At 59.2% G+C, this 25,213-nt stretch carries 26 protein-coding genes, 1 pseudogene and 1 riboswitch; of the genes and pseudogenes, 16 read left to right on the top strand and 11 right to left on the bottom strand.

Going from position 1 to position 25,213, the window contains the following annotated elements:
* Positions 1-22 precede the first annotated feature (22 nt).
* A complete protein-coding gene (locus IB250_RS21225) occupies positions 23-1,021 on the top strand; it encodes a class I SAM-dependent methyltransferase (RefSeq protein WP_192345487.1) in 999 nt (332 codons plus the stop codon).
* Between the two features lie 99 nt (positions 1,022-1,120).
* A riboswitch (yybP-ykoY riboswitch) is annotated at positions 1,121-1,242 on the top strand.
* Between the two features lie 92 nt (positions 1,243-1,334).
* Entirely contained in the window at positions 1,335-1,919 is a 585-nt protein-coding gene (locus IB250_RS21220; RefSeq protein WP_192345615.1) for a TMEM165/GDT1 family protein, read from the top strand.
* 150 nt (positions 1,920-2,069) lie between these two features.
* Here IB250_RS21220 and IB250_RS21215 read toward each other — a convergent pair whose 3' ends face one another.
* The gene (locus tag IB250_RS21215; RefSeq protein ID WP_123501266.1) at positions 2,070-2,888 is read right to left on the bottom strand and encodes a M48 family metallopeptidase; all 819 of its coding nucleotides are present in this window, start codon (positions 2,886-2,888) and stop codon (positions 2,070-2,072) included.
* Positions 2,889-3,163: 275 nt separating this feature from the next.
* On the opposite strand from IB250_RS21215, the pseudogene IB250_RS29090 reads away from it, so the two are divergent.
* A pseudogene (locus tag IB250_RS29090) lies at positions 3,164-4,450 on the top strand (HAMP domain-containing protein); the annotation flags it as partial.
* A 12-nt stretch (positions 4,451-4,462) separates the two neighbouring features.
* Entirely contained in the window at positions 4,463-5,305 is an 843-nt protein-coding gene (locus IB250_RS29085) for a methyl-accepting chemotaxis protein (RefSeq protein ID WP_390176107.1), read from the top strand.
* A 127-nt stretch (positions 5,306-5,432) separates the two neighbouring features.
* Here IB250_RS29085 and IB250_RS21205 read toward each other — a convergent pair whose 3' ends face one another.
* Genes IB250_RS21205 through IB250_RS21195 form a run of 3 tightly spaced genes read right to left on the bottom strand, consistent with a single transcriptional unit; the run spans position 5,433 to position 6,541 of the window.
* Positions 5,433-6,056, bottom strand: a complete 624-nt coding sequence (locus IB250_RS21205) for an SOS response-associated peptidase (RefSeq protein ID WP_192345485.1) — start codon at positions 6,054-6,056, stop codon at positions 5,433-5,435.
* A gap of 35 nt (positions 6,057-6,091) precedes the next feature.
* Complete coding sequence (locus tag IB250_RS21200; RefSeq protein ID WP_192345484.1) at positions 6,092-6,352, bottom strand: putative signal transducing protein; 261 nt, start codon at positions 6,350-6,352, stop codon at positions 6,092-6,094.
* 6 nt (positions 6,353-6,358) lie between these two features.
* A complete protein-coding gene (locus IB250_RS21195) occupies positions 6,359-6,541 on the bottom strand; it encodes a CPXCG motif-containing cysteine-rich protein (protein ID WP_123359205.1) in 183 nt (60 codons plus the stop codon).
* Between the two features lie 142 nt (positions 6,542-6,683).
* Between IB250_RS21195 and IB250_RS21190 the strand changes: the two genes are divergently transcribed.
* Complete coding sequence (locus IB250_RS21190) at positions 6,684-7,847, top strand: 1-acyl-sn-glycerol-3-phosphate acyltransferase (RefSeq protein ID WP_192345483.1); 1,164 nt, start codon at positions 6,684-6,686, stop codon at positions 7,845-7,847.
* A gap of 164 nt (positions 7,848-8,011) precedes the next feature.
* Here the strand turns inward: IB250_RS21190 and IB250_RS21185 are convergent, their stop codons facing one another.
* Positions 8,012-8,290 (bottom strand): hypothetical protein, encoded by a 279-nt coding sequence (locus tag IB250_RS21185; RefSeq protein WP_008014178.1) that lies wholly within the window; start codon positions 8,288-8,290, stop codon positions 8,012-8,014.
* A gap of 193 nt (positions 8,291-8,483) precedes the next feature.
* Here IB250_RS21185 and IB250_RS21180 point away from each other — a divergent pair, with 193 nt between their 5' ends.
* Both IB250_RS21180 and IB250_RS21175 read left to right on the top strand, forming a co-directional pair.
* On the top strand, positions 8,484-8,690 hold the full coding sequence (locus IB250_RS21180; protein ID WP_018929592.1) for a hypothetical protein: 207 nt from the start codon (positions 8,484-8,486) through the stop codon (positions 8,688-8,690).
* Between the two features lie 314 nt (positions 8,691-9,004).
* Positions 9,005-9,382 carry a DUF6124 family protein gene (locus IB250_RS21175; protein ID WP_192345482.1) on the top strand — a complete coding sequence of 126 codons (378 nt, stop codon included), beginning with the start codon at positions 9,005-9,007 and terminating at the stop codon, positions 9,380-9,382.
* 166 nt (positions 9,383-9,548) lie between these two features.
* Here the strand turns inward: IB250_RS21175 and IB250_RS21170 are convergent, their stop codons facing one another.
* A complete protein-coding gene (locus IB250_RS21170; protein ID WP_007905851.1) occupies positions 9,549-10,133 on the bottom strand; it encodes a YajG family lipoprotein in 585 nt (194 codons plus the stop codon).
* Positions 10,134-10,338: 205 nt separating this feature from the next.
* Between IB250_RS21170 and IB250_RS21165 the strand changes: the two genes are divergently transcribed.
* Both IB250_RS21165 and mqo read left to right on the top strand, forming a co-directional pair.
* Positions 10,339-10,572, top strand: a complete 234-nt coding sequence (locus tag IB250_RS21165) for a hypothetical protein (RefSeq protein ID WP_008012002.1) — start codon at positions 10,339-10,341, stop codon at positions 10,570-10,572.
* 741 nt (positions 10,573-11,313) lie between these two features.
* A complete protein-coding gene (mqo, locus tag IB250_RS21160; RefSeq protein WP_192345481.1) occupies positions 11,314-12,822 on the top strand; it encodes a malate dehydrogenase (quinone) in 1,509 nt (502 codons plus the stop codon).
* A 171-nt stretch (positions 12,823-12,993) separates the two neighbouring features.
* On the opposite strand, the gene IB250_RS21155 is transcribed toward mqo, so the two are convergent.
* Together IB250_RS21155 and IB250_RS21150 are read right to left on the bottom strand one after the other, a co-directional pair.
* On the bottom strand, positions 12,994-13,281 hold the full coding sequence (locus tag IB250_RS21155) for a PA4642 family protein (RefSeq protein WP_192345480.1): 288 nt from the start codon (positions 13,279-13,281) through the stop codon (positions 12,994-12,996).
* A 63-nt stretch (positions 13,282-13,344) separates the two neighbouring features.
* Positions 13,345-13,830, bottom strand: coding sequence for a hypothetical protein (locus tag IB250_RS21150; protein ID WP_192345479.1), 486 nt, complete (start codon positions 13,828-13,830; stop codon positions 13,345-13,347).
* A gap of 151 nt (positions 13,831-13,981) precedes the next feature.
* Here IB250_RS21150 and dauA point away from each other — a divergent pair, with 151 nt between their 5' ends.
* Positions 13,982-15,703: a C4-dicarboxylic acid transporter DauA gene (gene dauA, locus IB250_RS21145; RefSeq protein ID WP_192345478.1), complete on the top strand. Its 1,722-nt coding sequence runs from the start codon at positions 13,982-13,984 to the stop codon at positions 15,701-15,703.
* Between the two features lie 100 nt (positions 15,704-15,803).
* On the opposite strand, the gene IB250_RS21140 is transcribed toward dauA, so the two are convergent.
* Positions 15,804-16,361 carry a hypoxanthine-guanine phosphoribosyltransferase gene (locus IB250_RS21140; RefSeq protein WP_052965782.1) on the bottom strand — a complete coding sequence of 186 codons (558 nt, stop codon included), beginning with the start codon at positions 16,359-16,361 and terminating at the stop codon, positions 15,804-15,806.
* A 173-nt stretch (positions 16,362-16,534) separates the two neighbouring features.
* Here IB250_RS21140 and upp point away from each other — a divergent pair, with 173 nt between their 5' ends.
* Both upp and IB250_RS21130 read left to right on the top strand, forming a co-directional pair.
* Positions 16,535-17,173 (top strand): uracil phosphoribosyltransferase, encoded by a 639-nt coding sequence (upp, locus tag IB250_RS21135; protein ID WP_007905839.1) that lies wholly within the window; start codon positions 16,535-16,537, stop codon positions 17,171-17,173.
* 2 nt (positions 17,174-17,175) lie between these two features.
* Positions 17,176-18,450 carry a uracil-xanthine permease family protein gene (locus IB250_RS21130; protein ID WP_192345477.1) on the top strand — a complete coding sequence of 425 codons (1,275 nt, stop codon included), beginning with the start codon at positions 17,176-17,178 and terminating at the stop codon, positions 18,448-18,450.
* Positions 18,451-18,538: 88 nt separating this feature from the next.
* Here IB250_RS21130 and hemH read toward each other — a convergent pair whose 3' ends face one another.
* Positions 18,539-19,564: a ferrochelatase gene (gene hemH / locus IB250_RS21125; RefSeq protein WP_192345476.1), complete on the bottom strand. Its 1,026-nt coding sequence runs from the start codon at positions 19,562-19,564 to the stop codon at positions 18,539-18,541.
* A gap of 8 nt (positions 19,565-19,572) precedes the next feature.
* Positions 19,573-20,481: a TIGR01777 family oxidoreductase gene (locus IB250_RS21120; RefSeq protein ID WP_192345475.1), complete on the bottom strand. Its 909-nt coding sequence runs from the start codon at positions 20,479-20,481 to the stop codon at positions 19,573-19,575.
* Positions 20,482-20,677: 196 nt separating this feature from the next.
* Between IB250_RS21120 and IB250_RS21115 the strand changes: the two genes are divergently transcribed.
* The 4 genes from IB250_RS21115 to phrB all read left to right on the top strand — a co-directional run bounded on the left by IB250_RS21115 (position 20,678) and on the right by phrB (position 25,189).
* Positions 20,678-21,664 (top strand): NAD(P)/FAD-dependent oxidoreductase, encoded by a 987-nt coding sequence (locus IB250_RS21115; protein ID WP_192345474.1) that lies wholly within the window; start codon positions 20,678-20,680, stop codon positions 21,662-21,664.
* Between the two features lie 141 nt (positions 21,665-21,805).
* Positions 21,806-22,765 (top strand): YbgA family protein, encoded by a 960-nt coding sequence (locus IB250_RS21110; protein WP_192345473.1) that lies wholly within the window; start codon positions 21,806-21,808, stop codon positions 22,763-22,765.
* Positions 22,765-23,706, top strand: a complete 942-nt coding sequence (locus IB250_RS21105) for a MerR family transcriptional regulator (protein WP_192345472.1) — start codon at positions 22,765-22,767, stop codon at positions 23,704-23,706. The genes IB250_RS21110 and IB250_RS21105 overlap by 1 nt, the downstream gene beginning before the upstream one ends.
* Positions 23,707-23,740: 34 nt before the next feature.
* Positions 23,741-25,189 (top strand): deoxyribodipyrimidine photo-lyase, encoded by a 1,449-nt coding sequence (gene phrB / locus IB250_RS21100; protein WP_192345471.1) that lies wholly within the window; start codon positions 23,741-23,743, stop codon positions 25,187-25,189.
* The last annotated feature ends 24 nt before the right edge of the window (positions 25,190-25,213 follow it).

The following is a 25,213-nucleotide window of genomic DNA, read 5'->3' as shown; positions in this document are numbered from 1 at the left end:
ACTTTTTTTCCAGGAGCAGAGTATGGATCCGCGCAGTGAAGTACTGCTTCGTCAGGCCGAGTTATTCCAGGGTTCGGTGCTGTTGGCCGGTTTGCCCGCCGATGATTTGCTGGGCCGCTTGCCCGATGCCCATGGTTGGTGCTGGCACGCCGGCGATCAAGCGGCGCTGGACGCCCGTTTCGCCGAGCGCAGCCATTTCGGCGTGAATGCGCCGGAGCGCGAGTTCGACAGCGCTGTGGTATTTCTGCCCAAGTCCAAAGACCTGACCGATTACATCCTCAACGCCCTCGCCTCTCGTTTGGCTGGCCGTGAGTTGTACCTGGTGGGCGAAAAACGCAGCGGTATCGAAGGCGCGGCCAAGCAGCTGAACCCCTTCGGCAAACCCCGCAAGCTCGACAGCGCACGGCATTGCCAGCTCTGGCAGGTCACCGTGGCCAATGCACCAGAAGCCAAGTCACTGGAAAGCCTGGCCCAGGAATATGAACTGCCACTGGCCGAAGGCCCATTGAAAGTCATCAGCCTGCCGGGCGTGTTCAGCCATGGTCGACTGGATCGCGGCAGCGCCCTGTTGCTGGAACATCTGGACAAACTGCCCAGCGGCCACTTGCTGGACTTCGGTTGCGGCGCGGGTGTGTTGGGGGCGGCGGTCAAGCGGCGTTATCCGCACAACCAGGTCACCCTGCTCGATGTGGATGCGTTTGCTGCCGCCAGCAGTCGCCTGACCCTGGCCGCCAACGGCCTGGACGCGGAGGTGCTGACCGGTGACGGCATCGATGCCGCCCCCATGGGTTTGAGCGCGATTCTGAGCAACCCACCGTTCCATGTCGGCGTACACACCGATTACTTCGCCACCGAGAACTTGCTGCGAAAAGCGGCTAAACATCTGAAGAACGGCGGAGAACTTCGGCTGGTAGCGAACAGCTTCCTGAAGTATCAACCGCTGATCGAAGAGCACTTGGGCGTGTGTGCAATCAAGGCTGAAGGACAGGGTTTCCGAATCTACCGGGCCAAGCGCGGCTGAAGCGCAAATCTGACATGTAGGAGCCAGCGGTGCGGCAAGCCTGGCTCCTACGAAAAGCGCCCTTGGGGCTTGCCCAATCGGATTTGCCTAGGCAGAATCCGCTCCGTCCTAGGGGAGTAGTCTCCCACGAGCGCCATGCTCGTCCGGCATACGTCAACATACTTGGTCAAAAGACCATGGCGTATGCGACCCAAGCGTCCGCATCAGACGGATCGAGGGTTTGACAAGACCTATGACACGAACACCTTACCCGGGGCGGGAAGGCTGTACGTGTCATAGCCGTGTCGACCCGCCCCTTAGGAAAACCCTGATGATGCTGGACTCTCTACTCGTTCCCACCGCAATCGTTGCCTTGGCCGAAATCGGCGACAAGACGCAACTGCTCGCGCTCATTCTCGCTGCCCGCTTTCGCAAACCCTGGCCGATCATCGCCGGCATCGTCGCCGCGACCCTGGCCAACCATGCGGCCGCCGGCGCGGTAGGCGCCTGGTTCGGCAGTTTCTTCTCGAATGCGACGCTGCACTGGATCCTTGCTGCGAGCTTTACCGCTACCGCCCTGTGGACCCTGGTTCCGGACAAAATGGACGAAGACGAAGCCAGCACCGCCCGCAAATTCGGGCCGTTCCTGACCACGCTGATTGCGTTCTTCCTCGCGGAAATGGGCGACAAGACCCAAGTCGCGACCGTGATGCTCGCGGCGCAATACCCGGACCTTTGGCTGGTGATCATCGGCACAACCGCCGGGATGTTGATTGCTAACGTGCCGGTGGTACTGGCAGGTAACTTTGCGGCAGACAAACTGCCCTTGACCCTGATCCGTCGCCTGGCGGCGTCGGCATTCCTGGTGTTGGCAATTGTTGCGGTGTACAAGGCGATGCAGAGCAGTGGGTGGGTTTGATGCGGTAGGTCGTTAGACCGCGTTATCGTTCTTCGCGAGCAAGCCCGCTCCCACAGTGGATTTTTGGTGTACACAAAATCTGTGTTCACACTGATCCAATGTGGGAGCGGGCTTGCTCGCGAAGGCGTCAGCAGCTTCACCCAATGACTATCAGGATTTCGGTGCTTTCTCGTACAACGGCATCACCTTCGGAATCGCCGCCTGCAAGGCAGCAATCCGACTGGCCGACGCCGGGTGAGTGCTCAAGAACTCTGGCGGCGCGCCATTCGAGGCTTTGCTCATTTTGTTCCACAGGGTAATCGCCGCGTTCGGGTTGTACCCCGCGCGGGCAGCCAATTCGAGGCCGATCAAGTCTGCCTCGTTTTCATTGCCGCGACTGTTGGGCAAGGTCATGCCGTATTTCGCCACAGTGTCCGCCAGAGCCAGGCCGCCCTCGCCCAGGCCGAACAACGCACCAGCACCCTGCTTGGCCATTTCGATACCGTAAGCCTTGGACATCGCTTCACGGCCGTGCTCGCGCAGGGCGTGAGCGATTTCATGGCCGATGATGGCGGCGATTTCGTCGTCGGTGAGTTGCAGGGTGTCGATCAGCCCGGAGTAGAAAATAATCTTGCCGCCAGGCCCGCAAGAGGCATTCAGCTCGTCGCTCTTGATCAGGTTCACTTCCCATTGCCACTGGGCCGAATCCGGACGGAACACCGGCGCCTGGGCAATCAGGCGATTGGAGATCGCCTGAACGCGCTTGGCATTGTTACTGGTTTTGTCCAGCACGCCTTTGCTGTTCGCCTCCCCGACGGTCTTTTGATAAGACTGGGCGTACATCTGGTTGACCTCAGAGGTCGACAACATGCTGAACATGTATTGCTTGCGCTCAACGCCCACGGCCCCACCGCTAGTGGTGTTGACCGACTGACAACCGGCGAGCAGCAGACCTGCGCTCAGTGCACACAAAACCAATGTCTTATTCATCAAGAAGCTCCCTGGAAACATGCCGCGTATCCTAGGTGGGGATTTGTATCGGCGCCAGATACAACGGACGTGTAGCACGTACATTTCAGACAAAGCCCTTGTCACCGTAGGAAAAATTTCACATAACAGTGCCTACCACGGCCGCTCATGGCCCAGCAGTGATTCATTTGCGACATTCAGCACTCCAAAACAGCCAATTCGTCATGCGCCGTTCATGACCTTCCAGCTTCCTGCCGATACAGCACCGCAGACGTCCTCTTGCGTGCGGAGCACCCATGAAATTCAAGTCGATCCAGTTTTCCGTTGCCGCCCTGGCCGGCGCCATTGTGCTCAGCGTCGTTGCAGCCCTGGTGCTGTATGCGCTGTTTTCCGGCGCCCGGACCCAAGACATGGTCCAGCAACGGACTCAGGCGCAGTTCGAACAAGTCATCGAACAACGTCTGACCTCGCTGGCGCAAACCCAGGTCAGCCAGATCCAGCGCGAACTCGAAGCACCGCTGCTGATTGCTGGCGGGCTGGTTCGCGTCAACGCGTTGATCGGTACCCCGGGCGCCGATGGTCAGCCACAGTTGAACCTGAGCCGTGAGCAACTGATCAACCTGATCAAGGAAAACGTCGCCCGCAACCCGAAAATTCTCGGCACCTACATCGGTTGGGAAAAAAACGCCCTCGACCACAATGATGCGGCCTACGTCGACACTCCAGTAATCGGCATCGACGCCAGCAACGGGCGTTTCCTGCCGTGGTGGTTTCGCAACGAAGACGGCAGCCTGGGCCTGGACAAACTGGTGGACGTGGACGACCAGAAAACCCTGTCCACCGGCGTGCGCGCCAGCGAGTACTACCTGTGCTCCAAGGAAACCAAAAAATCCTGCGTGATCGATCCGGCGCCCTACAAGGTCGGCGACAAGATCGTCATGCTCGCCTCCTTCATTGAACCGATCATGCTCAATGGCGCGTTCCAGGGCATTGTCGGCGCTGACCTGTCGGTGAACTTCATCCAGGAAATGCTCCTGGGGGCGAATCAGAAACTGTATAGCGGCGCCGGTGAAATGGCCCTGATCGGCGGTAACGGCCGGATCGTCGCCTACACCAAAGACCCGAGCAAATTCGGCGAAAAGGTCAGCGACATTCTCGACAGCAAACAGATTGCCAACATGGCCAATCTCAAGCGCGGCGAAGTGACTTACACCGTCGACAAGGCCCAGGGCCGGATCGAACTGTACCTGCCCTTCGGCATCGGCCAGACCGACGCCCGCTGGACCTTGATGCTGCAGCTGCCACTGAATGCGGTGATGGCGGACCTGCAAAAGCTTCAGGGTGATCTGGACGCACAGCGCAAATCCGACACCTTTGGCATGGCCATGGTCGGCCTGTTGATCGCGAGTATCGGTTTGCTGGTGATCTGGCTGGTGGGCCACGGCATTGCTCGCCCACTCAAGCAAATGGTGGCGATGCTCGACGATATTGCCCAGGGTGAAGGTGACCTGACCCGCCGCCTGACCAGCGACCGCGCCGACGAATTGGGCTCGATCGCCAAAGGCTTCAACACCTTCCTCGCCAAGTTGCAGGCGATGATCACGCAAGTGGTGACGTCGGTGCAGAGCGTCAGTGACTCCTCGGAACACACCGCCGACATCGCCATCCGCACCAACATCGGCGTGCACAAACAAATGGCCGAGATCGATCAGGTCGCGACCGCCGTGCATGAAATGACCGCCACCGCCCAGGATGTCGCGCGCAATGCGACCCAGGCCGCGCAAGCCGCCAGCCATGCGGATCAGGCAGCGGCGCAAGGCATGCAAATCGTCCGGGATACGTCGAATTCAATTGGCGTTTTAGCGGTGGAAATCGGCAAGGCTGTCGGCGTGGTGCAGACCCTGGCCAAGGACAGCGAAAACATCAACGCGATCCTGACGGCCATTCGCGGTATTGCCGAGCAGACCAACCTGCTGGCCTTGAACGCGGCTATCGAAGCCGCCCGTGCCGGTGAGCAGGGCCGAGGTTTTGCAGTGGTGGCCGATGAAGTGCGCAACCTGGCGCAGAAAACCCAGAAGGCCACTGAAGAAATCCAGACCATGATCCAGCATCTGCAGCAAGGCACCCGCGATGTGGTGCGGGTCATGGAAGACAGCCAGAACCGCACCGACGAAAGTGTGCAACACGCGGCGAAAGCGGCCGAGGCGCTGGAAACCATTACGCAGGCAGTGTCGGTGATCAACGACATGAACACCCAGATCGCCAGCGCCGCCGAGGAACAGAGCGCGGTGGCGGACGACATCAACCGTAACGTGATCAATATCGGGCAAGTGGCCAATGAAGTGGCCGGCGGAGCGGATGAATCGAGTGCGGCCAGTGCGGATTTGACCAAGTTGGCGGAACAGCAGCGGCGGTTGATCAATCAGTTCAAGGTTTGATCAAAGGGCCCCCTTCGCGAGCAAGCCCGCTCTCACATTTGATCTTCAGTGTTCACAAATAATGTGTCCACAGAAAATCCCCTGTGGGAGCGGGCTTGCTCGCGAAGGCGTCAGCACAGACAACTCATCAACCCGGAGTCAAACACTCCGGCCCATTAAGCTTCGGATCATTCACCAGATTTGCCAGCACCCGCTCGCGCAACGCCGCGGGCTCACTGGCCAGCAAGGCCTGCAAGGCATGCAACGGCGTTTCGGGGTTGAGCCAGGCTTGCTGCCCCGCCGCATCGAGAATCAACGGTCGACGCTGACTCGAAGCCGGCTGGGTGATCACCGCCGTACTCAACCACACCTGCTCCTGCACCGGATACGCCTCCCAGATCGCCGCGAAGAACAGCGCCGAACCCTCCCCCGGGGTCAGCCAATACGGACGTTTGCGCGTGGTGCCGCGCCATTCATAGAAACCATTGGCCGGTAGCAGGCAACGACGCAAGCGCAACGCTTCGCGAAACATCGGCTGTTCGGCAACGGTTTCGGCGCGGGCATGGGCCGGGGTGCGGGACAGGTCGGTCAGCCACGGCGGCGTCAGGCCCCAGCGAGCGCGGGCCAACTCACGTTGCCCGTCTGCGCCGGCACGCAGCATCAACACCGAATCGTTGGGGGAGATATTCCACTGGGCCTGCTGATCGGCGGGGAATCCGGGCAGAGCCGCGAAGGCGGGGTTCCAGCGAAACAGGGCATAACGTCCACACATGGGGCAATACGACTCTTGATCAAACGAACGTCAGCCTAACAGACCAGCGTGCCGGGAAAACTCTCCGGTTCATCGCCGGACAGCGGCAGCGCGGCATTGTACGCGGTGATCAGCTCCCGGGCGTATTCGGCCTGATCGTTATCGACCGATAAGCCCAGCAGGCCGAATATCGGCAATTCCCCGGTGCCGCCGATCAAATCCCGGCCCACCAGATGCGCCTCGATACCCTCGCTGGCGAGCATGCCTTGCAGCAATTCGCCTTCCATCAGGTTTTCCGGTTCGTAGATGCGCTGCATAGACCCTCACTCGTTTTCACTGTGAACTTCGAGCAACCATTCATGACCGTCAGTCTGCAACACAAAAGTAATGGGACGGCAACACACAGGACAATCTTCGATATAGGTCTGATCGCCGCCGGACAAGTCCAGAACAGCCTCACACTCTTCACCGCAATACGGGCATTCATAGCGCTCGGTTTCCAGCATCGCGGTCTCCCAGGTGACTTGTGCGTATAATCGCCGGTCTATTTGCAGGGCTATTTTCGTCTGGCTAACTTTTCAGACCGTGCCCCGTTGGTTTTCGATCAAAACCTTTACTTACCCTAGCCGTTTCTAACAAGAGAGCATGATGGGCGAATTCGATGCCATCCGACCTTACGACGACAGTGAAGTCCCGGCAGTGCTGAACCGGCTGCTCGGCGACAAGGCGTTTCTAGATATCCTCATCCACTTCCGCTTCCCGCGCTATGCCGGCGCCTTCGGCTGGATGCTCAAACCTCTTATAGCGCATCGGCTGCGCCGTGAGTTCGCCGGCGTTACGTCGGTGGCCACCTTGCAGGACAAAGTCGAGTTTTACGTCGACCACACCATCGAGCGCGCCACGGACGGGGTGACCTACACCGGTGTTGAGCAATTCAAATCCGGCAGCGCCTACCTGTTCATCGCCAACCACCGCGACATCGTGATGGACCCGGCCTTCGTCAACTACGCCGTGTACCACGCCGGCCTGCCGACCCCACGCATTGCCATTGGCGACAACCTGCTGCAAAAGCCTTTTGTCAGCGATTTGATGCGCCTGAACAAGAGCTTCATCGTGCACCGTTCGATCACTGGTCGCCGGGAAAAAATGGCGGCGTATCAGCTGTTGTCGGCGTACATCAACCACTCGATCCGTAACGACTGCGCCTCGATCTGGATCGCCCAGGCTGAAGGCCGGGCCAAGGACGGCGACGACCGCACCGAGTCGGCGATCCTCAAGATGTTCCACATGAGCCGCAAGGACGAGCCGTTCGGCGAAGTCATCCGCTCGCTGAACCTCACCCCGGTGTCGATCAGCTACGAATACGACCCGTGCGACCAGGCCAAGGCGCGCGAGCTGTACATCCGCGCCACCACCGGCAGCTACACCAAGGTGCCGGGCGAGGATGACGTGAGCATCGCCAAAGGCATCACCGGTTACAAAGGCCGGGTCCATGTGAACTTCGCCGCGCCGATCACCGAATTGTTCGAAGATACCAAGCAATTGGCGATCGAAATGGACAAGCAAATCCTCAGTGGTTATCGGTTGTTCCCGGTGCACTACCTGGCCTATGCGCAGTGGAAAGACGCCGACCCGCAACTACAGGTGCCGAAAGCGGCCGAGGTGTTTGCGGCTGACGAACTGGCCAAGGCCCAGGAAGAATGGCAGCGCCGGCTGGAGGCTTGCCCTGAGGAGCATCGTCCGTTTCTGGTGCTGCAATATGCGACGCCGGTGCGCAATCAGTATCGGGTCAAGGCCGGGTTGCCGCTGTAAGGCAATGGCTGGAAATGACAACGGCGCCTTCGGGCGCCGTTTCTTTATGCAAGATCAAAAGATCGCAGCCTTCGGCAGCTCCTACATTGAACGAGTACACCCGATATCCCACATGTATGCGCAATCCCCCGTAGGAGCTGCCGCAGGCTGCGATCTTTTGATTTTCAGACGCGAGTACTGATCCACGACACCAGCAACGCCATCCCGAGGCAGGCGAAACCGAAGCGGTAGAAAAAACGGTTCATGCGCAGGGTCGCCCAATCCAGTGTTGGCTCTTCACTGGGACGACTTTGGCGCTGCGCCTCGATGCTGGCCATGGCGCGCTGTTCGCGACGACGGGTGGCGTGCAGCAACCAACTGCCCGGGAAGGCGAACAGCAAGGCCAGCAAATTGATCAATTTGGCGGGATGAGCGGTAAAGAGCGAAATCAAATGCAACGACATCACAAACCTCAGGCAAACCGGTGTAGCAGACGCCGGACCGACGACCACGGCGCGGATTCTACCGAAAGCGCTCCGACCTGCCCCGGCTTTCCGACAAATAACGAAACCATTTAGCCGATTGCTGTCCTGTGTCACGGCGCCGTCATCTGAATCCGCCAGTCTGTCGCCCCTCGAAACCGACACGGACCCCGTCATGCTCCACGCCGAAAACCAGGACCGCCTCTACCTCATTGCCCAAAGCGACGAACAACAAACCTTAGTCGGCAGCCTCGCCTTCAACGTTCAGGACCGGCATTGGCTGGTGTATTGCGCGCTGGGTGGGCATCAACATGCGGATTTGCCGGAAACGGATTTGCTGACGGGGGTGAGTGTTCTGGATTTTTATTCGCAGGCGGCTTGAGCGTCCTACAAACGCAGTGATTGGAACGGAAGATTCCGACAGGTTTTGAAGGTTGTCGCTCGGAAATGGGGTGGATAGGCTTTGGGGGTCGCTGGCAATTCAGCGACCGGGTCTGGAAAACCCGAAGTATAGGATCACAGCAAATGACATAATGCGGCGCTTTTGTAGCTCCACAGTTATGGCGGCTGTACGTGGGAGACCTTCGGGTCTGCCGGGTTTGATCCTTTACCGGTTTTTCCAGTCCGCGTACAGCTGCCACCCTCTCGTCTGGAAAACGAAAAATGGCAGCTCCACTCGTTTTAAGGATCTTTGCCATGTTCAAGCCGACACCAAATCCGCCCGAAGCGGACAGCACTTCCCCCTACGAATCCCTCGATTCTAAAAAACTCCACGATGCCGCTAACCGCGCCCTCGATCACTACCTCAACCCATCCGCCCTCAAATCCCCCGTGGCCCGCAAGCCGAGCACGATGTATATGGTTGCGCCGGATATCAAAGACGAAGACCTGTTGGCCCACACCTGTGAATCGTTGGCCCAGGCCAGTGTAATGGCGGGTGATTTTGCGGGGTATCTGGAAGGGCCGCACCGGCACACGGCGATGGCGATTCAACAGATCGTCATGCTGGCAGAACTGGCGGTGAACCGGATGCTGGACAACATGGGCGTACCAAAACCCGCGCCACACAGCTGATCCCCCTGTGGGAGCGGGCTTGCTCGCGAAGGCTTTCTTGCATTCAACATTTCAGTCACCTGACACACCGCCTTCGCGAGCAAGCCCGCTCCCACAATGGATCTACGAGCATAAAAAAACCCGGCGCCATCACTGACACCGGGTTCTTTAAACAAGCCGCAAATCGTTACTCGGCAAGCACCTGACCAATCGTCGGATCCTTGAACAAGCGGGTCAACGCATCACTCAATACATCACTGACCAGCTTGGTATTGGTTTCCTGATTCGGCGCCATGCCAAAACGCTGATCCAGCGACGCACCATAGCGACCGCTGTAACGGCGGTTGGCATTCTGCACATCCGAACGGAACGTCGCGCCAATCGTTGCTTCAGTCACATACAGGCCTTCCTTGGGCGACTGATACTTCAGCTCGGCCAGGGTTACGGTCAATTGCGGTGCATTCAGCGCATTGGCCGTCGGGGTAAAGCCCAGCAAGCGCACGGCCGCTTCAGCCTGAGCCTGTAGCTTCGGCAGAATCTGCGCGCCCTGCACGGTGATCGCACTGGTCTCCGGATACAGGCCGCCACGAGTTCCCAAGGTTGGCGATGGACGACCATCCACCACACGCACCACCACCGGCTGACCACGGCCGACCGGCGCCAGCTGAGCTGTCAGCTTGGGTTCCGGGTTCAGTTGTTGCGGGCTGTGGGCGCAGCCGACAAGGGTCAAACTGGTCACAGTGATCAAACCGAACAACAGGCGTTGCAACATGCTCTTCTCTCCAGAATCAGGCACAAACAGGCCCGCAGTATAGCGGTGCGCCACTGCGGCGAACTAGCTTCGCACAACGATTACTGAAATCTCTGACAAACACGGCGCAGCGCGGTTCCTGTCACACATCTGTCACCGACCTTACACATGCACGTCATGGCTCACTGGCAACCTTCACGGCAGTCACCCCACAAGGTACTTTGCCATGCGTTTTCTTATCTCAATGTTCGCGCCACGTCCACTGCATCGCTGTTTTGCCCTGCTCGACCGCGATGGCCGCTGCCAGGCATTCAAACAGTGCAGCCTGCAGCCCATGGGCGATGGCTGGGTCGAAATCGAAGAAATCCGCCTCAACTGGCTGCACCATCCCCTGCCCGCCAGCGCCCGTGTCAGCCAGCGCCAGCCACGTGCGCGTGCACAACAACTGTTGACCACCTGACCGGACGCCTAATAAAAGTCATTAAACACGACCATTTCCCTGCGTTTCTTAGATACAATCTCCCCCCGATTATAAGGACGTCTCCTGATCGGGCCTCGCAGCATCGTCAATGCCTCGGTATTGACACCCCCGCACCGCCCACAGAGAGCCGCCCACACAGATCGAGTGAAGCTGGCGCGCTTGCTGTTCCCTAAGCAAAAACACCACTTTTCGCGAATCTGCAGAGCTGTCATTACGCTCGGTTACTGAGCTGTTTGCCCGTTTTGCCTGTCATGTATCCCATGGCGGCAATCCATCCGGGCACGGTGCCAGGCTGGGACAGCCCTTTTTTGAGGTTCACGTCTTCAAAAGAGCGTGAAAAAAACGGGTTTTCACAACTTCACAAGAGTGTGGCGAGCAAATGAATAGTTTTGCGTCTGAACATGCACCATTAGCGTCTACAACAGCCCAACGACACAGGACCGAGTATTCCTCGAACACCGGAGCCTGAAGCCTGTCCGCTACGGATTTGGTTGCACAAACGGATGTCTCGACCATAAGTCGAATTGCCAGCCGCGTGCCGAAATGAGTTCATGTGACTCTTGAAGCCAGGCCGCATGCATCCGTCGAAGTTGCAAAAAATTGCGAAGATTCGGACATGGCGATCCTGGCCATGGGTACCTGGGGCATCACTGACATCGCCCCGGAACGCCTGGCAGCTATGCCGACAATTTGGTGCTGCAGATTTTGGAGACGCGTTAAATGGCGCATAACGAAGCAGTCGACGTAGTACTGGTTGGGGCCGGCATCATGAGTGCCACCCTTGCGGTACTGCTCAAAGAGCTCGACCCCGCGATCAAGCTGGAAGTCGTCGAGCTGATGGATTCCGGTGCCGCGGAGAGTTCCAATCCGTGGAACAACGCCGGTACCGGTCACGCCGGGCTGTGTGAGCTGAACTACACGCCGCAGGCCGCCGACGGCACCGTCGACATCAAGAAAGCCGTGCATATCAACACCCAGTTCGAGGTGTCGAAGCAGTTCTGGTCCTACCTGACCAAGAAAGGCACGTTCGGCTCGTGCAAGTCGTTCATCAGCCCGGTGCCGCACCTGAGCTTCGTGCAGGGCGACGACGGCGTCTCCTTCCTCAAGGAACGTTTCAAGACGCTGAGCAAACATCACGCCTTCTCGGACATGGAATACACCGAAGACAAGGCCAAAATGGCCGAGTGGATGCCGTTGATGATGCCGGGCCGCGCGCCTGACGAAGTCCTCGCCGCCACCCGCGTGATGAACGGTACCGACGTCAACTTCGGCGCCTTGACCAACCAATTGCTCACGCACCTGACCAGCGCACCCGATGCCCAGGTCAAGTACTGCAAGCGCGTCACCGGCCTGAAGCGCAACAATGGCGGCTGGACCGTCAGCATCAAGGACGTCAATACCGGCAACAGCCGTGACGTTGACGCCAAGTTCGTGTTCCTCGGCGCTGGCGGTGCGGCACTGCCTCTGTTGCAAGCTTCGGGCATCGAAGAAAGCAAAGGCTTCGGCGGCTTCCCGATCAGCGGCCAGTGGCTGCGTTGCGACAATCCGGAAGTGGTCAAGCACCACCAGGCCAAGGTCTACAGCCAGGCCGCCGTGGGTTCGCCACCGATGTCCGTGCCGCACCTGGACACTCGCGTGGTCGACGGCAAGAAGTCCCTGCTGTTCGGACCTTACGCCGGCTTCACCACCAAGTTCCTCAAGCACGGCTCCTTCATGGACCTGCCGATGTCGGTTCGCGCCGGCAACATCGGCCCGATGCTGGCCGTGGCCAAAAACAACATGGACCTGACCAAGTACCTGGTCAGCGAAGTGATGCAGTCGATGGAACAGCGCCTGGAATCCCTGCGTCGTTTCTACCCTGAAGCGAAAGCCGAAGACTGGCGCCTGGAAGTGGCCGGTCAACGGGTGCAGATCATCAAGAAAGACCCGAAGAAAGGCGGCGTTCTGCAGTTCGGTACCGAACTGGTCGCAGCCAAGGACGGTTCGCTTGCGGCCCTCCTCGGCGCGTCCCCAGGCGCTTCGGTGACTGTTTCGATCATGCTTGAGCTGATCGAAAAATGCTTCCCGAACAAAGCCTCCGGTGAATGGGCTGCCAAGCTGGCGGAAATCTTCCCGGCTCGGGAAAAAGTCCTGGAAACCGACGCTGCGCTGTATCGCAAGATCAATGCGCACAACAACGTCGCGCTGGAACTGGTTGAAGCCAGTAACGAGACCGAAAGCTACGCTTGATTCGGCCGCATAAAAAACGCCCCGTCCTCATTGAAGGCGGGGCGTTTTTTTGTGCCGCTGAAAAGATCGCAGCCTCGCTTCGCTCGACAGCTCCTACAGGTATGAGCGAACTATTTGTAGGAGCTGTCGAGCGAAGCGAGGCTGCGATCTTTTGATCCTGATCTTTTGATCTTAACCGCGAGCCTTGTCGATCAACTCGATGTATTCGGCCGCGTTGCGTTGATCCTGAATCAGGGCAACGAAGTCATTGCCGTGCTCATCCTTGCCATCCAGGTCCAGACCAGCTTCAACGAAGAACGTCAGAAAACGCTCGAAGTCATCGATGCGCAGGCCACGGTAAGCCTTGATCAGTTTGTGCAGCGACGGTGAAGTGGCGTCGACCGGCTCAAAATCGAGGAACAGCTTGATCTGTGCATCGCCGATCTCGTCACCAATCACTTGCTTCTTATCTTTACGCATTGCCGACTCCAGCTCGCAGACATTTCACGGGGCGGGCAGTTTACCCCTGCCCGGGCGTAAGGCTCAACGCGGACGAACGCTGCCAGTGTGCAGATCGGCCCAGATATGGCCGTTGGCGTAGCTGAGGAACTGGCAATACACCGTGTCATTGCGCAACAAATCGATCACCACCCGGTATTGGGCCATTGGGTAGAAGAGCGTCAGGGTTTTGCTTTTTTCGTCGTAGATCGGCTTCTTCAGGCTTTTGCTTTCGCCATCGAAGTTGACCAGCACCTGGCTGATGGTCGCGCCCTTGTTCAAGGATTTGCCCTTGAGGCGGATCAGCAATGGCGATGTGACCGGGATCGGCTGTTGGTTGGACTGGCGCTGACTGCCGATCACCACCGAATAGTCGGTGACTTGCAACAGTTGCTGCTGCTCAGGCTCGGCGTCGCGCAGGGTCAAGTCGTCCGGGGGCAAAAACTGCGAATGCATTGGCGACGGGGCTGCGGCCAGGGGCAGGCTGAGGGTCAGCAACAGGACGACGCAGCTGCGGATCAAAAGGCTCATGACGGGCTCCGGGGGCGGGGTCGAGCACTCTAGCATGAGGATCTACCCGGCGAATAACCGATCCAGGTCAATACTGTGGAAGACAAGGCTGGGCATACTGAGAGAGCTTTCAGCCCCATTTCGACAGTGCACCCTCTGTTGTGGAGTACCCATGTCATTCTCCATGCCCCCGTTATTCGCCGCCTGGCGTCAGACTTGGCGCGCAGGTTACAGCCTCATACGTTTGCGCGGCGATATCAGCGCCGGGGTGACGGTCGGGATTATCGCCATCCCTCTGGCCATGGCCCTGGCGATTGCGGTGGGGGTAGCGCCCCAGCAAGGTCTGTATACGGTGCTGATCGCCGCGCCCCTGATCGCCCTGACGGGAGGCTCGCGCTTCAACGTCAGCGGGCCGACAGCCGCATTCGTGGTGATACTGCTGCCGATCACCCAACAATATGGTCTGGGTGGCCTGCTGCTCTGCACCATGCTAGCCGGGGCAATCCTGATTGCCTTGGGGCTGATTCGGGCCGGACGGCTGATTCAGTACATCCCTTACCCAGTGACCTTGGGCTTTACCGCCGGGATCGGCATTGTCATTGCCACCCTTCAATTAAAGGATTTGCTGGGCCTGAGTACCACCGGGCATGCCGAACATTACATCGAGCAATTAGGTGCGCTGCTCCAGGCGTTACCCAGCGCTCGCCTGGGGGACGGGATCATCGGTGTTATGTGCCTGGCAGTCCTGATCGTCTGGCCGCGTTTTGTGCCGAGGATTCCGGGGCATCTGGTGGCGCTGGCCGTCGGCGCATTGCTGGGGGTGGCACTGGAAAGCGGCGGGTTACCGGTTGCGACGCTGGGGGAGCGCTTCAGCTATATCGTCGATGGCGTCAGCCGCCCCGGCATACCGCCGTTTCTGCCGAGCTTCGACTGGCCGTGGAATCTGCCGGGGCCCTACGGCCAGCCGCTGCACCTGTCTTACGACCTGATCCGCCAATTAATGGCGCCAGCCTTTGCCATCGCCATGCTCGGTGCCATCGAATCATTGTTGTGCGCGGTGGTGGCCGACGGCATGACAGGCAGCAAACACGACCCTAACGCCGAACTTCTGGGTCAAGGCCTGGGGAACCTGGTCGCACCGCTGTTCGGCGGCATTACCGCCACCGCGGCGATTGCCCGCAGCGCCACCAATGTGCGCAGCGGGGCGTTTTCGCCATTGGCGGCAATTATCCACAGTGCTGTGGTGCTGCTGGCGATACTCGTCCTCGCCCCGCTGTTCAGCTATTTGCCCATGGCAGCGCTGGCGGCATTGCTGGTGATGGTGGCGTGGAACATGAGCGAAGCCCGGCACGTCATGCACACCTTGCGCATCGCACCGCGCAGCGATGTGCTGGTCTTGCTGACCTGCCTGAGCCTGACGGTGCTGTTCGACATGGTGCTGGCCGTCGCCGTCGGCCTGCTGCTGGCCGCCGGGTTGTTCATCAAACGCATGAGCGACCTCACGGACACCGCCGAACTGCCTCGCGAGTTCCATCAAGCCTTACAGGATATGCCGGAGCATGTTCGTTGCTATGCGATACGCGGGCCGCTGTTTTTCGGCGCTGCGGAAAAAGCCCTGGGCGTGCTACGTAAATTCAGCCCGGAGGTCAAAGTAGTGATCGTCGAGATGAGTGCCGTGCCCATGCTGGACATGACAGCACTGGCGGCCTTCGACAATATCCTCAGGGATTACCGCACCGATGGTATCGGCCTGATTCTGGTCGGGACCGCTCCACGGGTGCGCCTGAAACTCAGGCGCGCGGGCATCCACCGGGAACAGCGCCAGTTGGCCTACGTGAATAATCTGGAACAGGCTCGACGTAAAAGCGAACATTGGCTCGCCGGGCTGAATTGAGCGCGCAATTCGAGCGAATTGCGCACGCATCCAGGTATGAGGCCTTGCATTCGAGCCTCAACGTGCCTGGCGGCCAATCGCCCCCAGACACTCACCCTGCTTACATGCCTTTAACAGCAAAGATCCCGTTGGCGTTACGCCAGTAGCCTTTGTAGTCCATGCCGTAACCGAAGATGTAACGGTCGATGCACGGCAGGCCGACGAAATCGGCTTTCAGGTCCGGGCGAGCCTTACGGTCGTGGTCCTTGTCGATCAGCACGGCAGTGTGCACGGCGCGGGCGCCAGCGTGCTTGCAGAAGTCGATGATCGCGCCCAGTGTGTGACCTTCGTCGAGGATGTCGTCGATGATCAGCACGTCACGGTCGATGAACGAGACTTCCGGCTTGGCTTTCCAGAACAGATCGCCGCCGCTGGTTTCGTTGCGATAACGGGTGGCGTGCAGGTAGGACGCTTCCAGCGGGAAGTTCAGATGCGTCAGCAGCTTGCCGGAGAAAATCAGCCCGCCGTTCATCACGCAGAACACCACCGGGTTACGTTCAGCCAGCTGATCGTTGATTTGTGCACCGACGCGGGCGATGGCCGCCTCGACTTCAGCTTCGGTGTACAGGCAGTCAGCCTCTCGCATGATTTGACGGATATGCTCGAGATCAGCGGACATGGCGCTCTCCAGGGGGGTGAGGGGGAGGGACGGGTTCGGAAAAGCGGGCAAAGGTACGCATCAAGCGAGGCCAGATCAAGCGTTTGTGGACTAACGTTCTGGATGTCTATAGGACAACACCCTCGGATAGATTAATCTAGGCCGGTTTTTTGCCCGCCGCCGGAGCCTTTCCCATGCCCATCCTCGAGATCCGCCATCCGCTGATCCGTCATAAACTTGGCCTTATGCGTCGCGCCGACATTAGCACGAAGAATTTCCGTGAGCTCGCTCAGGAAGTCGGTGCCCTGCTGACCTATGAAGCCACCAAAGACCTGCCGCTGGAAAGCTACGACATCGAAGGCTGGTGCGGCACGGTGTCGGTCGAGAAAATCGCCGGCAAGAAAATTACCGTGGTGCCGATCCTGCGTGCCGGTATCGGCATGCTCGAAGGCGTGCTGAGCCTGATCCCGGGCGCCAAAGTCAGCGCCGTGGGCGTGGCCCGCAACGAGGAAACCCTCGAAGCCCACACCTACCTTGAGAAACTGGTGCCGGAAATCGACGAGCGTCTGGCGATGATCATCGACCCGATGCTCGCCACTGGTGGCTCGATGGTCGCCACTATCGACCTGCTGAAAAAGGCCGGTTGCAAGGACATCCGCGCGATGGTCCTGGTGGCTGCCCCTGAAGGCATCGCCGCTGTAGGCAAAGCTCACCCGGACGTGATGATCTACACCGCCTCCATTGACGAAAAACTCAACGAACACGGTTACATCATCCCGGGCCTGGGCGATGCCGGTGACAAGATCTTCGGCACCAAGCAGAAGGACGCTTGAGCATGCAGCAAGCGTTCAACGATCCGCTCTGGCGCACGGTGCTGTCGGGTGCACAGATGCTGTTCGTGGCCTTTGGCGCGCTGGTGTTGATGCCGTTGATCACCGGCCTCGACCCGAACGTGGCGCTGTTCACCGCAGGCCTGGGGACGATTCTGTTCCAGATCGTCACCGGGCGTCAGGTGCCGGTGTTCCTGGCATCGAGCTTTGCCTTCATCACGCCGATCATTCTCGCCAAGGGCCAGTTTGGCCTGGCGGCGACCATGGGCGGTGTGATGGCGGCGGGTTTCGTCTACACCTTCCTCGGTCTTGCCGTGAAGATCAAAGGCACCGGGTTCATCGACCGCCTGCTGCCACCGGTGGTGATTGGCCCGGTAATCATCTCCATCGGTCTGGCGATGGCGCCGATCGCCGCCAACATGGCGATGGGCAAGGCTGGCGATGGCACCGAGCTGATTCCTTACCAGACGGCGATGTTGATCTCGATGCCGGCGCTGCTGACCACCCTGATCGTCGCGGTGTTCGGCAAAGGCATTTTCCGCCTGGTGCCGATCATCTCCGGCGTGCTGGTGGGTTTTGCCATGGCGTTCTATTTCGGCGTGGTTGATACCGCGAAGATTGCCGCTGCACCATGGTTCGCGATTCCACAGTTCACGGCGCCGGAATTCAACTGGCAGGCGATTCTGTTCATCGTTCCGGTAGCCCTGGCGCCGGCGATCGAGCACATCGGCGGCGTGATTGCCGTGGGTAGCGTGACGGGGCGCGATTATTTGAAGAAGCCCGGCCTGCACCGCACGTTGCTCGGTGATGGCATTGCCACTACCGCGGCCGGTCTGTTTGGCGGCCCGCCCAACACCACCTACGCCGAAGTGACTGGCGCGGTGATGCTGACCAAAAACTACAACCCCAAAATCATGACGTGGGCGGCGATCTTCGCAATCAGTCTGGCGTTCATCGGCAAGTTCGGCGCCCTGCTGCAAAGCATCCCGGTGCCAGTGATGGGCGGGATTCTCTGCCTGTTGTTCGGTTCGATTGCTGCGGTGGGCATGAACACCATGATTCGCCACAAGATCGACCTGGGCGAAGCACGCAATCTGGTGATTGTCTCGGTGACGCTGGTGTTCGGGATTGGCGGGGTGCTGATCGGCACCGGTACTGGCCCGGACGATTTCGGCCTCAAAGGCATCGCGCTGTGCGCGGTGGTGGCGATTGCGCTGAACCTGTTGCTGCCGGGCCATGACAGCTGGAAGCACAAGAAGGCGGATGAGCCGTTGTTGTAAGCCAGCCTCAAGAATGCCTTCGCGGGCAAGCCTCGCTCCTACAAGGTCAGCGCAATACCTGTAGGAGCGAGGCTTGCCCGCGATGCTTTTAAAGCGCCAACGGCGCCCGCTCACACAATGCGTTCAACGCCTTGGCCCACTGCGGATCATCATTGAGGCACGGCACCAGCACCAACTCCTCCCCTCCCGCTTCGCGGAACTGCTCCTTCCCGCGATCACCGATCTCTTCCAGTGTTTCGATGCAATCGGCAACGAACGCCGGGCACATCACCAGAACTTTCTTCACACCACTTTTGGCCAACTCATCAAGGCGCGCTTCGGTGTAGGGTTCGATCCACTTGGCTCGCCCCAGACGCGACTGGAACGACACCGACCACTTGCCGTCCGGCAGGCCCAGGCGCCGGGCAAACTCGGAAGCGGTGCGCAGGCATTGGGCGCGGTAGCAGGTGGCTAATACTTCCGGCGAAGCCTTCTGACAGCAGTTTTCGCTTTTAAAGCAATGATGACCGGTGGGGTCGATCTTGGTCAGGTGCCGTTCCGGCAAACCATGAAAGCTCAGCAGTAGGTGATCGTAGTCCTGTTGCACATAAGGCTTGGCACTGGCCACCAACGCATCGAGGTATTCCGGCTGATCGTAGAACGGCTGGAGAATCGAGAACTGCACGTCGAGTTTCTTCTCCCGGACCACCCGCTTGGCTTCTTCGATCACTGTGGTCACGGTGCTGTCGGCGAACTGCGGATAGAGCGGTGCCAGGGTGATTTTTTTGTGCCCCTGAGCCGCCAGACGAACCAGCATCGACTCAATGGATGGCTCGCCGTAGCGCATCGCCAGCTCCACCGGCCCGTGGGTCCATTGCGCAGTCATGGCCCGTTGCAGACGACGGCTGAGCACCACCAGTGGCGAGCCGTCCGCCCACCAGATCGACGCATAAGCGTGGGCCGATTGCTCTGGGCGTTTGATCAGAATCAACGACACCAGCAAACGCCGCACCGGCCACGGCAGGTCGATCACATAGGGGTCCATCAGAAATTGATTGAGGTAGCTGCGCACATCCGCCACCGAGGTGGAAGCGGGTGAACCCAGGTTGACCAGAAGCAACGCGTGATCGGTCATGCAACGTCCTATTTCTTAAGGCGGCTGGACAGATCGTCCAACGCCGCGCGCAAATCAGTGAACTGGAAAGTGAAGCCCGCTTCCAGCAAGCGAGCCGGCATGGCCTTCTGGCCACCCAGCAGCAACAATGACAACTCGCCCAGGCCCACCTTCAACACGAGGGTTGGCATCGGCATGAACGCCGGACGATTCAACACGCTACCCAACGTTTGGGCGAATTCGCGATTGCGCACCGGCTTGGGCGCGCAGGCATTATATGGACCGCTGGCCTCATTGCGGTGCAGAAGAAAATCAATCAGGGCGATTTGATCCTTGATATGAATCCACGACATCCACTGCCGACCACTGCCCAGAGGCCCGCCCAGCCCCAGTTTGAACGGCAACAACAGCCGCGACAAAAAGCCGCCCTCGGCGGACAGCACCAACCCGGTACGAATGAGGATCACGCGAATGCCCAAGGCTTCGGCGCGTTGCGCGGTTTCCTCCCAGGCGACGCACAACTGGCTGGCGAAATCATCGATGACCGGTGGCGATTCTTCAGTCAACTCCCGCTCTCCACCGTCGCCGTACCAACCGATCGCGGAGCCAGAAATCAAAACCTGCGGTTTCTGCTCGCGGCTTTCGAGCCAAGAAAGTAGCGTTTCGGTCAGGGTGATCCGGCTGCTCCACAACAACGTCTTGCGTTTGTGCGTCCAGAGCCGATCGGCAATCGGTGCCCCCGCAAGGTTGATAATTGCATCCAACGGTTCTTGACCCAGGTCCTCAAGCCGTGCGATTCCACGAACCTGAGTGCCACAGACTTTGGCGACTTTTGCAGGCGTGCGACTCCAGACCGTCAGGCGATGTCCCTGGCTCAACCAGTGTCGGCAGAGTTGACGTCCTATCAAACCAGTACCGCCGGTCAGCAATATGTGCATGACATCTTCCTCGCGTGGCGTTTTACCCGGATCACTAGTCTATTTTTATAAGCAGGGATCTTTGGTATCGGGCAGGCTCTGTGCTTAACAATAGGCCAAGCTGCCAGAACGAGAACGCTAAAAGTTATACCAAAAAACAATATTGTACAGGTTTGAACCACGGCGTAGTCTGTACAGACAGGTAAACGAGGCCCCTATGACTGTACCTATCGCAATCATCGGCACCGGCATCGCCGGACTCTCAGCCGCCCAGGCCCTTACGGAGGCCGGGCATGTCGTTCAGCTTTTCGATAAAAGCCGCGGCAGTGGCGGACGCATGTCGAGCAAGCGCAGCGATGCGGGTGCTCTGGACATGGGCGCGCAATATTTCACTGCTCGCGATCGCCGCTTCGTCACCGAAGTCCAGCGCTGGCAAACCAATGGCTGGGTCGCCGTATGGACGCCGCAGCTCTATACCTTTCACGGTGGCCAGCTCAGGCCTTCGCCGGACGAACAGACACGCTGGGTCGGCACGCCACGCATGAGTGCCATCACGCGCGGCCTGCTCGGTGATCTGGAAGTGCATTTCGCTTGCCGCATCACTGAGGTCTATCGCGGTGAAGAACATTGGCATCTGCAAGACGCCGAGGGCTTCACCCATGGCCCGTTCAGTCATGTTGTGATCGCCACGCCAGCCCCTCAGGCAACCGCGCTGCTGGCGGCCGCGCCGAAACTCGCCGGGGCCGCTGCCGGGGTAAAAATGGAACCCACCTGGGCCGTCGCCCTGGCTTTCGACACGCCACTTGAAACCGCCATTGAAGGCTGCTTCGTGCAGGACAGTCCGCTGGACTGGCTGGCGCGCAACCGCAGCAAACCGGGACGCGACACCACCCTCGATACGTGGGTGCTGCATGCCACCAGTGCCTGGAGCCGGCAGCATATCGACCTGCCCAAGGATGCCGTGATTGAGCAATTGCACGGTGCCTTTGCCGAATTGCTGCACGACGCCATGCCTGCTCCGACCTTCAGCCTCGCTCACCGCTGGCTGTACGCCCGGCCGGCCAGCAGCCATGAATGGGGGGCGTTGGCCGATGCCGATCTGGGCTTGTATGTGTGCGGTGACTGGTGCTTGTCTGGCCGTGTCGAGGGCGCTTGGCTCAGTGGTCAGGAAGCAGCTCGCCGGCTGCACGAACACCTGCAGTGAATTGAATCGCTGCTGTCGACATGGGCAGCAGCACCGCAAAAAACTTATACAAAAACTTTAACTTGTACACCTTTGAATCTATGATGAAGTCATGTTGTACAGATCTAATAATCTGTACAGGTCTGGATTCGAGGCGATCCGATGCCCCCTACAGCCATGAAACCCAAAATCGCCATCAGCGCTTGCCTGATGGGGGCCGAGGTGCGTTACAACGGTGGGCACAAGGCGTCGCCTCTGTGCAGCCGCATCCTCTCTGAGTATTTCGATTTTGTCCCGGTGTGCCCGGAAGTCGCCATTGGCCTGGGTATCCCTCGCGAACCGATCCGCCTGGTCGGCAACCCCGAGCACCCGGAGGCTGTTGGTACCGTCCACCCTGAGATCAACGTCACCCGAGCTCTGGCCGAGCACGGTCAAAAAATGGCGCTGGAGCTGGATGACATCTGCGGCTATATCTTCATGCAGAAATCCCCTTCTTGCGGGCTGGAACGGGTCAAGGTCTATCACGCCAGCGGCGCGCCAGTGGACGGCGGTAGCCGTGGTATCTACGCCCAAGCCTTCTGTTCATTGCATCCTGATTTACCGGTGGAAGAAGACGGCCGCCTCAACGACCCGGTGCTGCGGGAAAACTTCCTCACCCGCGTGTTCGCCTACAGCGCCTGGCAGCAATTGCTGCACACAGGCCTGACCCGACGCGGTCTCATTGACTTTCACTCGCGCTACAAATACCTGCTGATGGCCCACAACCCGGTGCAATACAAAACCCTGGGCAACTTGCTGGGCAACATGCGACAAACCGACCCGCAAGTGCTCGGCCCGCGCTACTTCAGCGAGCTGATGGCAGCCCTGAAAAAGTGCGCCACACGCCGCACCCACACTAACGTGCTGCAGCACCTCAGCGGTTATCTCAAACAGGCCCTCAGCCGTGAAGACAAACAGGAAGTGCAGCACGTCATCGGCCAATACCGCCGGGGCATCGTGCCGCTGGTGGTGCCATTGATGTTGCTCAAACACTACTTTCGCCAATACCCGGATCCGTACATTGCGCAACAGGTTTACCTGCAACCGCACCCGGAAAACCTCAGCCTGCGAAACGCGATTTAATGAAAAATCCACCGGACACCAGCGCCAGCGAAGACCTTGGCAGTGACTTCAAGAAGGCCCTGGACGCTGGGTGGCTGCCCATTCGTGAAGTGGCCCGGCAGACCGGAGTCAATGCTGTCACCTTGCGCGCCTGGGAACGGCGCTATGGGCTGATCGTGCCTCAACGTACGCCCAAGGGGCACCGGCTGTTCTGCGCCGAGCACGTACAACGGATCCTGACGATCCTTACCTGGCTCAATCGCGGCGTGGCTGTCAGCCAGGTCAAACAATTGCTCGACACGCCACAGGGGCTTACCGACCCCATCGGAAACGATTGGCTGGTGCTGCGCCAGACGCTGCTGCAAGCGGTCACTCAGCTGGCCGAACGCACCCTCGATGACACGGTGAATCAGGCGATGGCGCTGTATCCGCCACGCACCTTGTGTGAAAAATTGTTGATGCCGTTGCTGGCGGATCTGGAGCAGCGCTGGCAAGGCCAGTTCGGCGCGCAAATGGAGCGGGTGTTTGTTTATTCCTGGTTGCGCAGCAAATTCGGCGCGAGGATCTACCATAACAACCGTCAGTTGCGCACCGCGCCACTGTTGCTGATCAATCACTCGGACCTGCCGCTGGAGCCTTATCTGTGGCTCACCGCCTGGCTGATCAGCAGCGTCGATTGTCCGGTGGAAGTCTTCGACTGGCCGCTCCCCGCTGGCGAACTTGCGCTGGCGGTTGATCACCTGCAAGCCCGCGGCGTACTGCTGTATTCCAGCAAAGCCATGAATCTTGCGCATCTGACGAAACTTTTGAATGGCGTCAGCTGCCCAAAAATGATTGCCGGGGCAACGGTGTGCATCCACCACACCGAGTTATCCGCAAGAACCGCTGCCATTACTGACTTGTCCCTGGCCGAAGACCCATTATCGGCTCATCAGGGCCTGATTCAGCGCGGGCTCATTTAATGGCGTATTTTTCAATGATCGTGCGGATACCACCATGCAATTGATCTGGCTGCGCAGCGACTTGCGTCTACACGACAACACCGCCCTCTCGGCCGCTGCAGCCCGCGGCCCGAGTGTGGCGGTGTATTTGCTGAGTCCACAGCAATGGCTGGCCCATGACGACGCGCCGTGCAAAGTGGATTTCTGGCTGCGCAACCTGAGTGAATTACGTCATGCGCTGGGCGCCCTGAACATCCCGCTGCTGATTCGCAAGGCGTCCCGCTGGGATGAGGCACCGAAGGTCCTGCTCGAGTTGTGCCAGCAATTGAAGATCGACGCAGTGCACGTCAACGAGGAATACGGCATTCATGAAACCCGTCGTGATGCCGCGGCGGCCCAAATCCTGAAAGCCCAAGGCATTGATTTTTACCGCTACCTTGATCAACTGCTGTTCAAGCCTGGCACAGTGCTGACCAGAACCGGCACCTATTTCCAGGTCTTCAGCCAGTTCCGCAAGGTCTGCTACGAACGCTTGCATGCATCATTGCCGAGATTGGTTGCCGCCCCCGCCATCCAGGCGCCGCTGGGCATCGCCAGCGACGAACCACCCTCTCGTGTCGAGGGTTTCGACACGCCCAGCGACCGTTTGCGTGCGCTCTGGCCAGCCGGCGAAACCGAGGCCCGGCGCCGTCTCGAGACCTTTGTCGACGCACAGATCGACTATTACCACAGCGAGCGTGATTTCCCGGCAAAACCCGGCACCAGCCAGCTCTCGGCCTATCTCACCGCCGGGGTCATCTCCCCTCGCCAGTGTCTGCACGCCGCGTTGCAAAGCAATCAGGGGGAATTCGAAAGCGGCAAGGTCGGTGCCGTCACCTGGATCAACGAGTTGCTGTGGCGCGAATTCTACAAACACATTCTGGTGGGCTATCCACGGGTTTCCCGGCACCGCGCCTTTCGCCCGGAAACCGAAGCCCTGGCCTGGCGTGATGCCCCGCAAGACCTCAAGGCCTGGCAGCAAGGCCGTACCGGCCTGCCGATCATTGACGCCGCCATGCGCCAATTGCTGGAAACCGGCTGGATGCACAACCGTCTGCGCATGGTCGTGGCAATGTTCCTGACCAAAAATCTGCTGATCGACTGGCGTGAAGGCGAGCGTTTCTTCATGCGGCATCTGATTGACGGCGATCTGGCGGCGAACAACGGTGGCTGGCAGTGGAGTTCGTCCACTGGCACCGATTCGGTGCCCTACTTCCGCATCTTCAACCCCCTGAGTCAGTCGGAAAAATTCGACGCCGAAGGGGTTTTCATCAAACATTGGTTGCCGCAGATCAACGAAATGAATAAAAAAGACCTGCACAATCGCGCGAGACTCGACGGATTATTCGGCGTGACGGATTATCCATCGCCGATTGTCAACCTGAGCACTTCCCGCGAACGGGCCTTGGCCGCGTTCAAAAACCTGCCGTCACGACAGGGTTTATCGCCACCGGAATCACCTTGATAGCGCAGTTTTACGTATGAACAT

Source organism: Pseudomonas sp. PDM09, from assembly GCF_014852305.1.
GTDB lineage: Bacteria > Pseudomonadota > Gammaproteobacteria > Pseudomonadales > Pseudomonadaceae > Aquipseudomonas.
This window is presented reverse-complemented; position numbering and strand designations above follow the sequence as displayed.

Bases quoted from the DNA above. Each gene is read 5' to 3' on its own strand.
- IB250_RS21200 (WP_192345484.1), bottom strand. From the start codon at position 6,352: ATGCAGCGCATCTACGAACCGGAAAACCTGATGGAAGGCGAATTGCTG.
- IB250_RS21150 (WP_192345479.1), bottom strand. From the start codon at position 13,830: ATGAGCCTTTTGATCCGCAGCTGCGTCGTCCTGTTGCTGACCCTCAGC.
- IB250_RS29085 (WP_390176107.1), top strand. From the start codon at position 4,463: ATGATCACGCAAGTGGTGACGTCGGTGCAGAGCGTCAGTGACTCCTCG.
- IB250_RS21175 (WP_192345482.1), top strand. From the start codon at position 9,005: ATGTTCAAGCCGACACCAAATCCGCCCGAAGCGGACAGCACTTCCCCC.
- dauA (WP_192345478.1), top strand. From the start codon at position 13,982: ATGTCATTCTCCATGCCCCCGTTATTCGCCGCCTGGCGTCAGACTTGG.
- mqo (WP_192345481.1), top strand. From the start codon at position 11,314: ATGGCGCATAACGAAGCAGTCGACGTAGTACTGGTTGGGGCCGGCATC.
- IB250_RS21220 (WP_192345615.1), top strand. From the start codon at position 1,335: ATGCTGGACTCTCTACTCGTTCCCACCGCAATCGTTGCCTTGGCCGAA.
- IB250_RS21205 (WP_192345485.1), bottom strand. From the start codon at position 6,056: ATGTGTGGACGTTATGCCCTGTTTCGCTGGAACCCCGCCTTCGCGGCT.
- IB250_RS21215 (WP_123501266.1), bottom strand. From the start codon at position 2,888: ATGAATAAGACATTGGTTTTGTGTGCACTGAGCGCAGGTCTGCTGCTC.
- IB250_RS21140 (WP_052965782.1), bottom strand. From the start codon at position 16,361: ATGTCCGCTGATCTCGAGCATATCCGTCAAATCATGCGAGAGGCTGAC.
- IB250_RS21225 (WP_192345487.1), top strand. From the start codon at position 23: ATGGATCCGCGCAGTGAAGTACTGCTTCGTCAGGCCGAGTTATTCCAG.
- IB250_RS21110 (WP_192345473.1), top strand. From the start codon at position 21,806: ATGCCCCCTACAGCCATGAAACCCAAAATCGCCATCAGCGCTTGCCTG.
- IB250_RS21170 (WP_007905851.1), bottom strand. From the start codon at position 10,133: ATGTTGCAACGCCTGTTGTTCGGTTTGATCACTGTGACCAGTTTGACC.
- IB250_RS21190 (WP_192345483.1), top strand. From the start codon at position 6,684: ATGGGCGAATTCGATGCCATCCGACCTTACGACGACAGTGAAGTCCCG.
- IB250_RS21115 (WP_192345474.1), top strand. From the start codon at position 20,678: ATGACTGTACCTATCGCAATCATCGGCACCGGCATCGCCGGACTCTCA.
- IB250_RS21155 (WP_192345480.1), bottom strand. From the start codon at position 13,281: ATGCGTAAAGATAAGAAGCAAGTGATTGGTGACGAGATCGGCGATGCA.
- IB250_RS21180 (WP_018929592.1), top strand. From the start codon at position 8,484: ATGCTCCACGCCGAAAACCAGGACCGCCTCTACCTCATTGCCCAAAGC.
- IB250_RS21185 (WP_008014178.1), bottom strand. From the start codon at position 8,290: ATGTCGTTGCATTTGATTTCGCTCTTTACCGCTCATCCCGCCAAATTG.
- IB250_RS21195 (WP_123359205.1), bottom strand. From the start codon at position 6,541: ATGCTGGAAACCGAGCGCTATGAATGCCCGTATTGCGGTGAAGAGTGT.
- IB250_RS21120 (WP_192345475.1), bottom strand. From the start codon at position 20,481: ATGCACATATTGCTGACCGGCGGTACTGGTTTGATAGGACGTCAACTC.
- upp (WP_007905839.1), top strand. From the start codon at position 16,535: ATGCCCATCCTCGAGATCCGCCATCCGCTGATCCGTCATAAACTTGGC.
- hemH (WP_192345476.1), bottom strand. From the start codon at position 19,564: ATGACCGATCACGCGTTGCTTCTGGTCAACCTGGGTTCACCCGCTTCC.
- IB250_RS21105 (WP_192345472.1), top strand. From the start codon at position 22,765: ATGAAAAATCCACCGGACACCAGCGCCAGCGAAGACCTTGGCAGTGAC.
- IB250_RS21165 (WP_008012002.1), top strand. From the start codon at position 10,339: ATGCGTTTTCTTATCTCAATGTTCGCGCCACGTCCACTGCATCGCTGT.
- IB250_RS21130 (WP_192345477.1), top strand. From the start codon at position 17,176: ATGCAGCAAGCGTTCAACGATCCGCTCTGGCGCACGGTGCTGTCGGGT.
- phrB (WP_192345471.1), top strand. From the start codon at position 23,741: ATGCAATTGATCTGGCTGCGCAGCGACTTGCGTCTACACGACAACACC.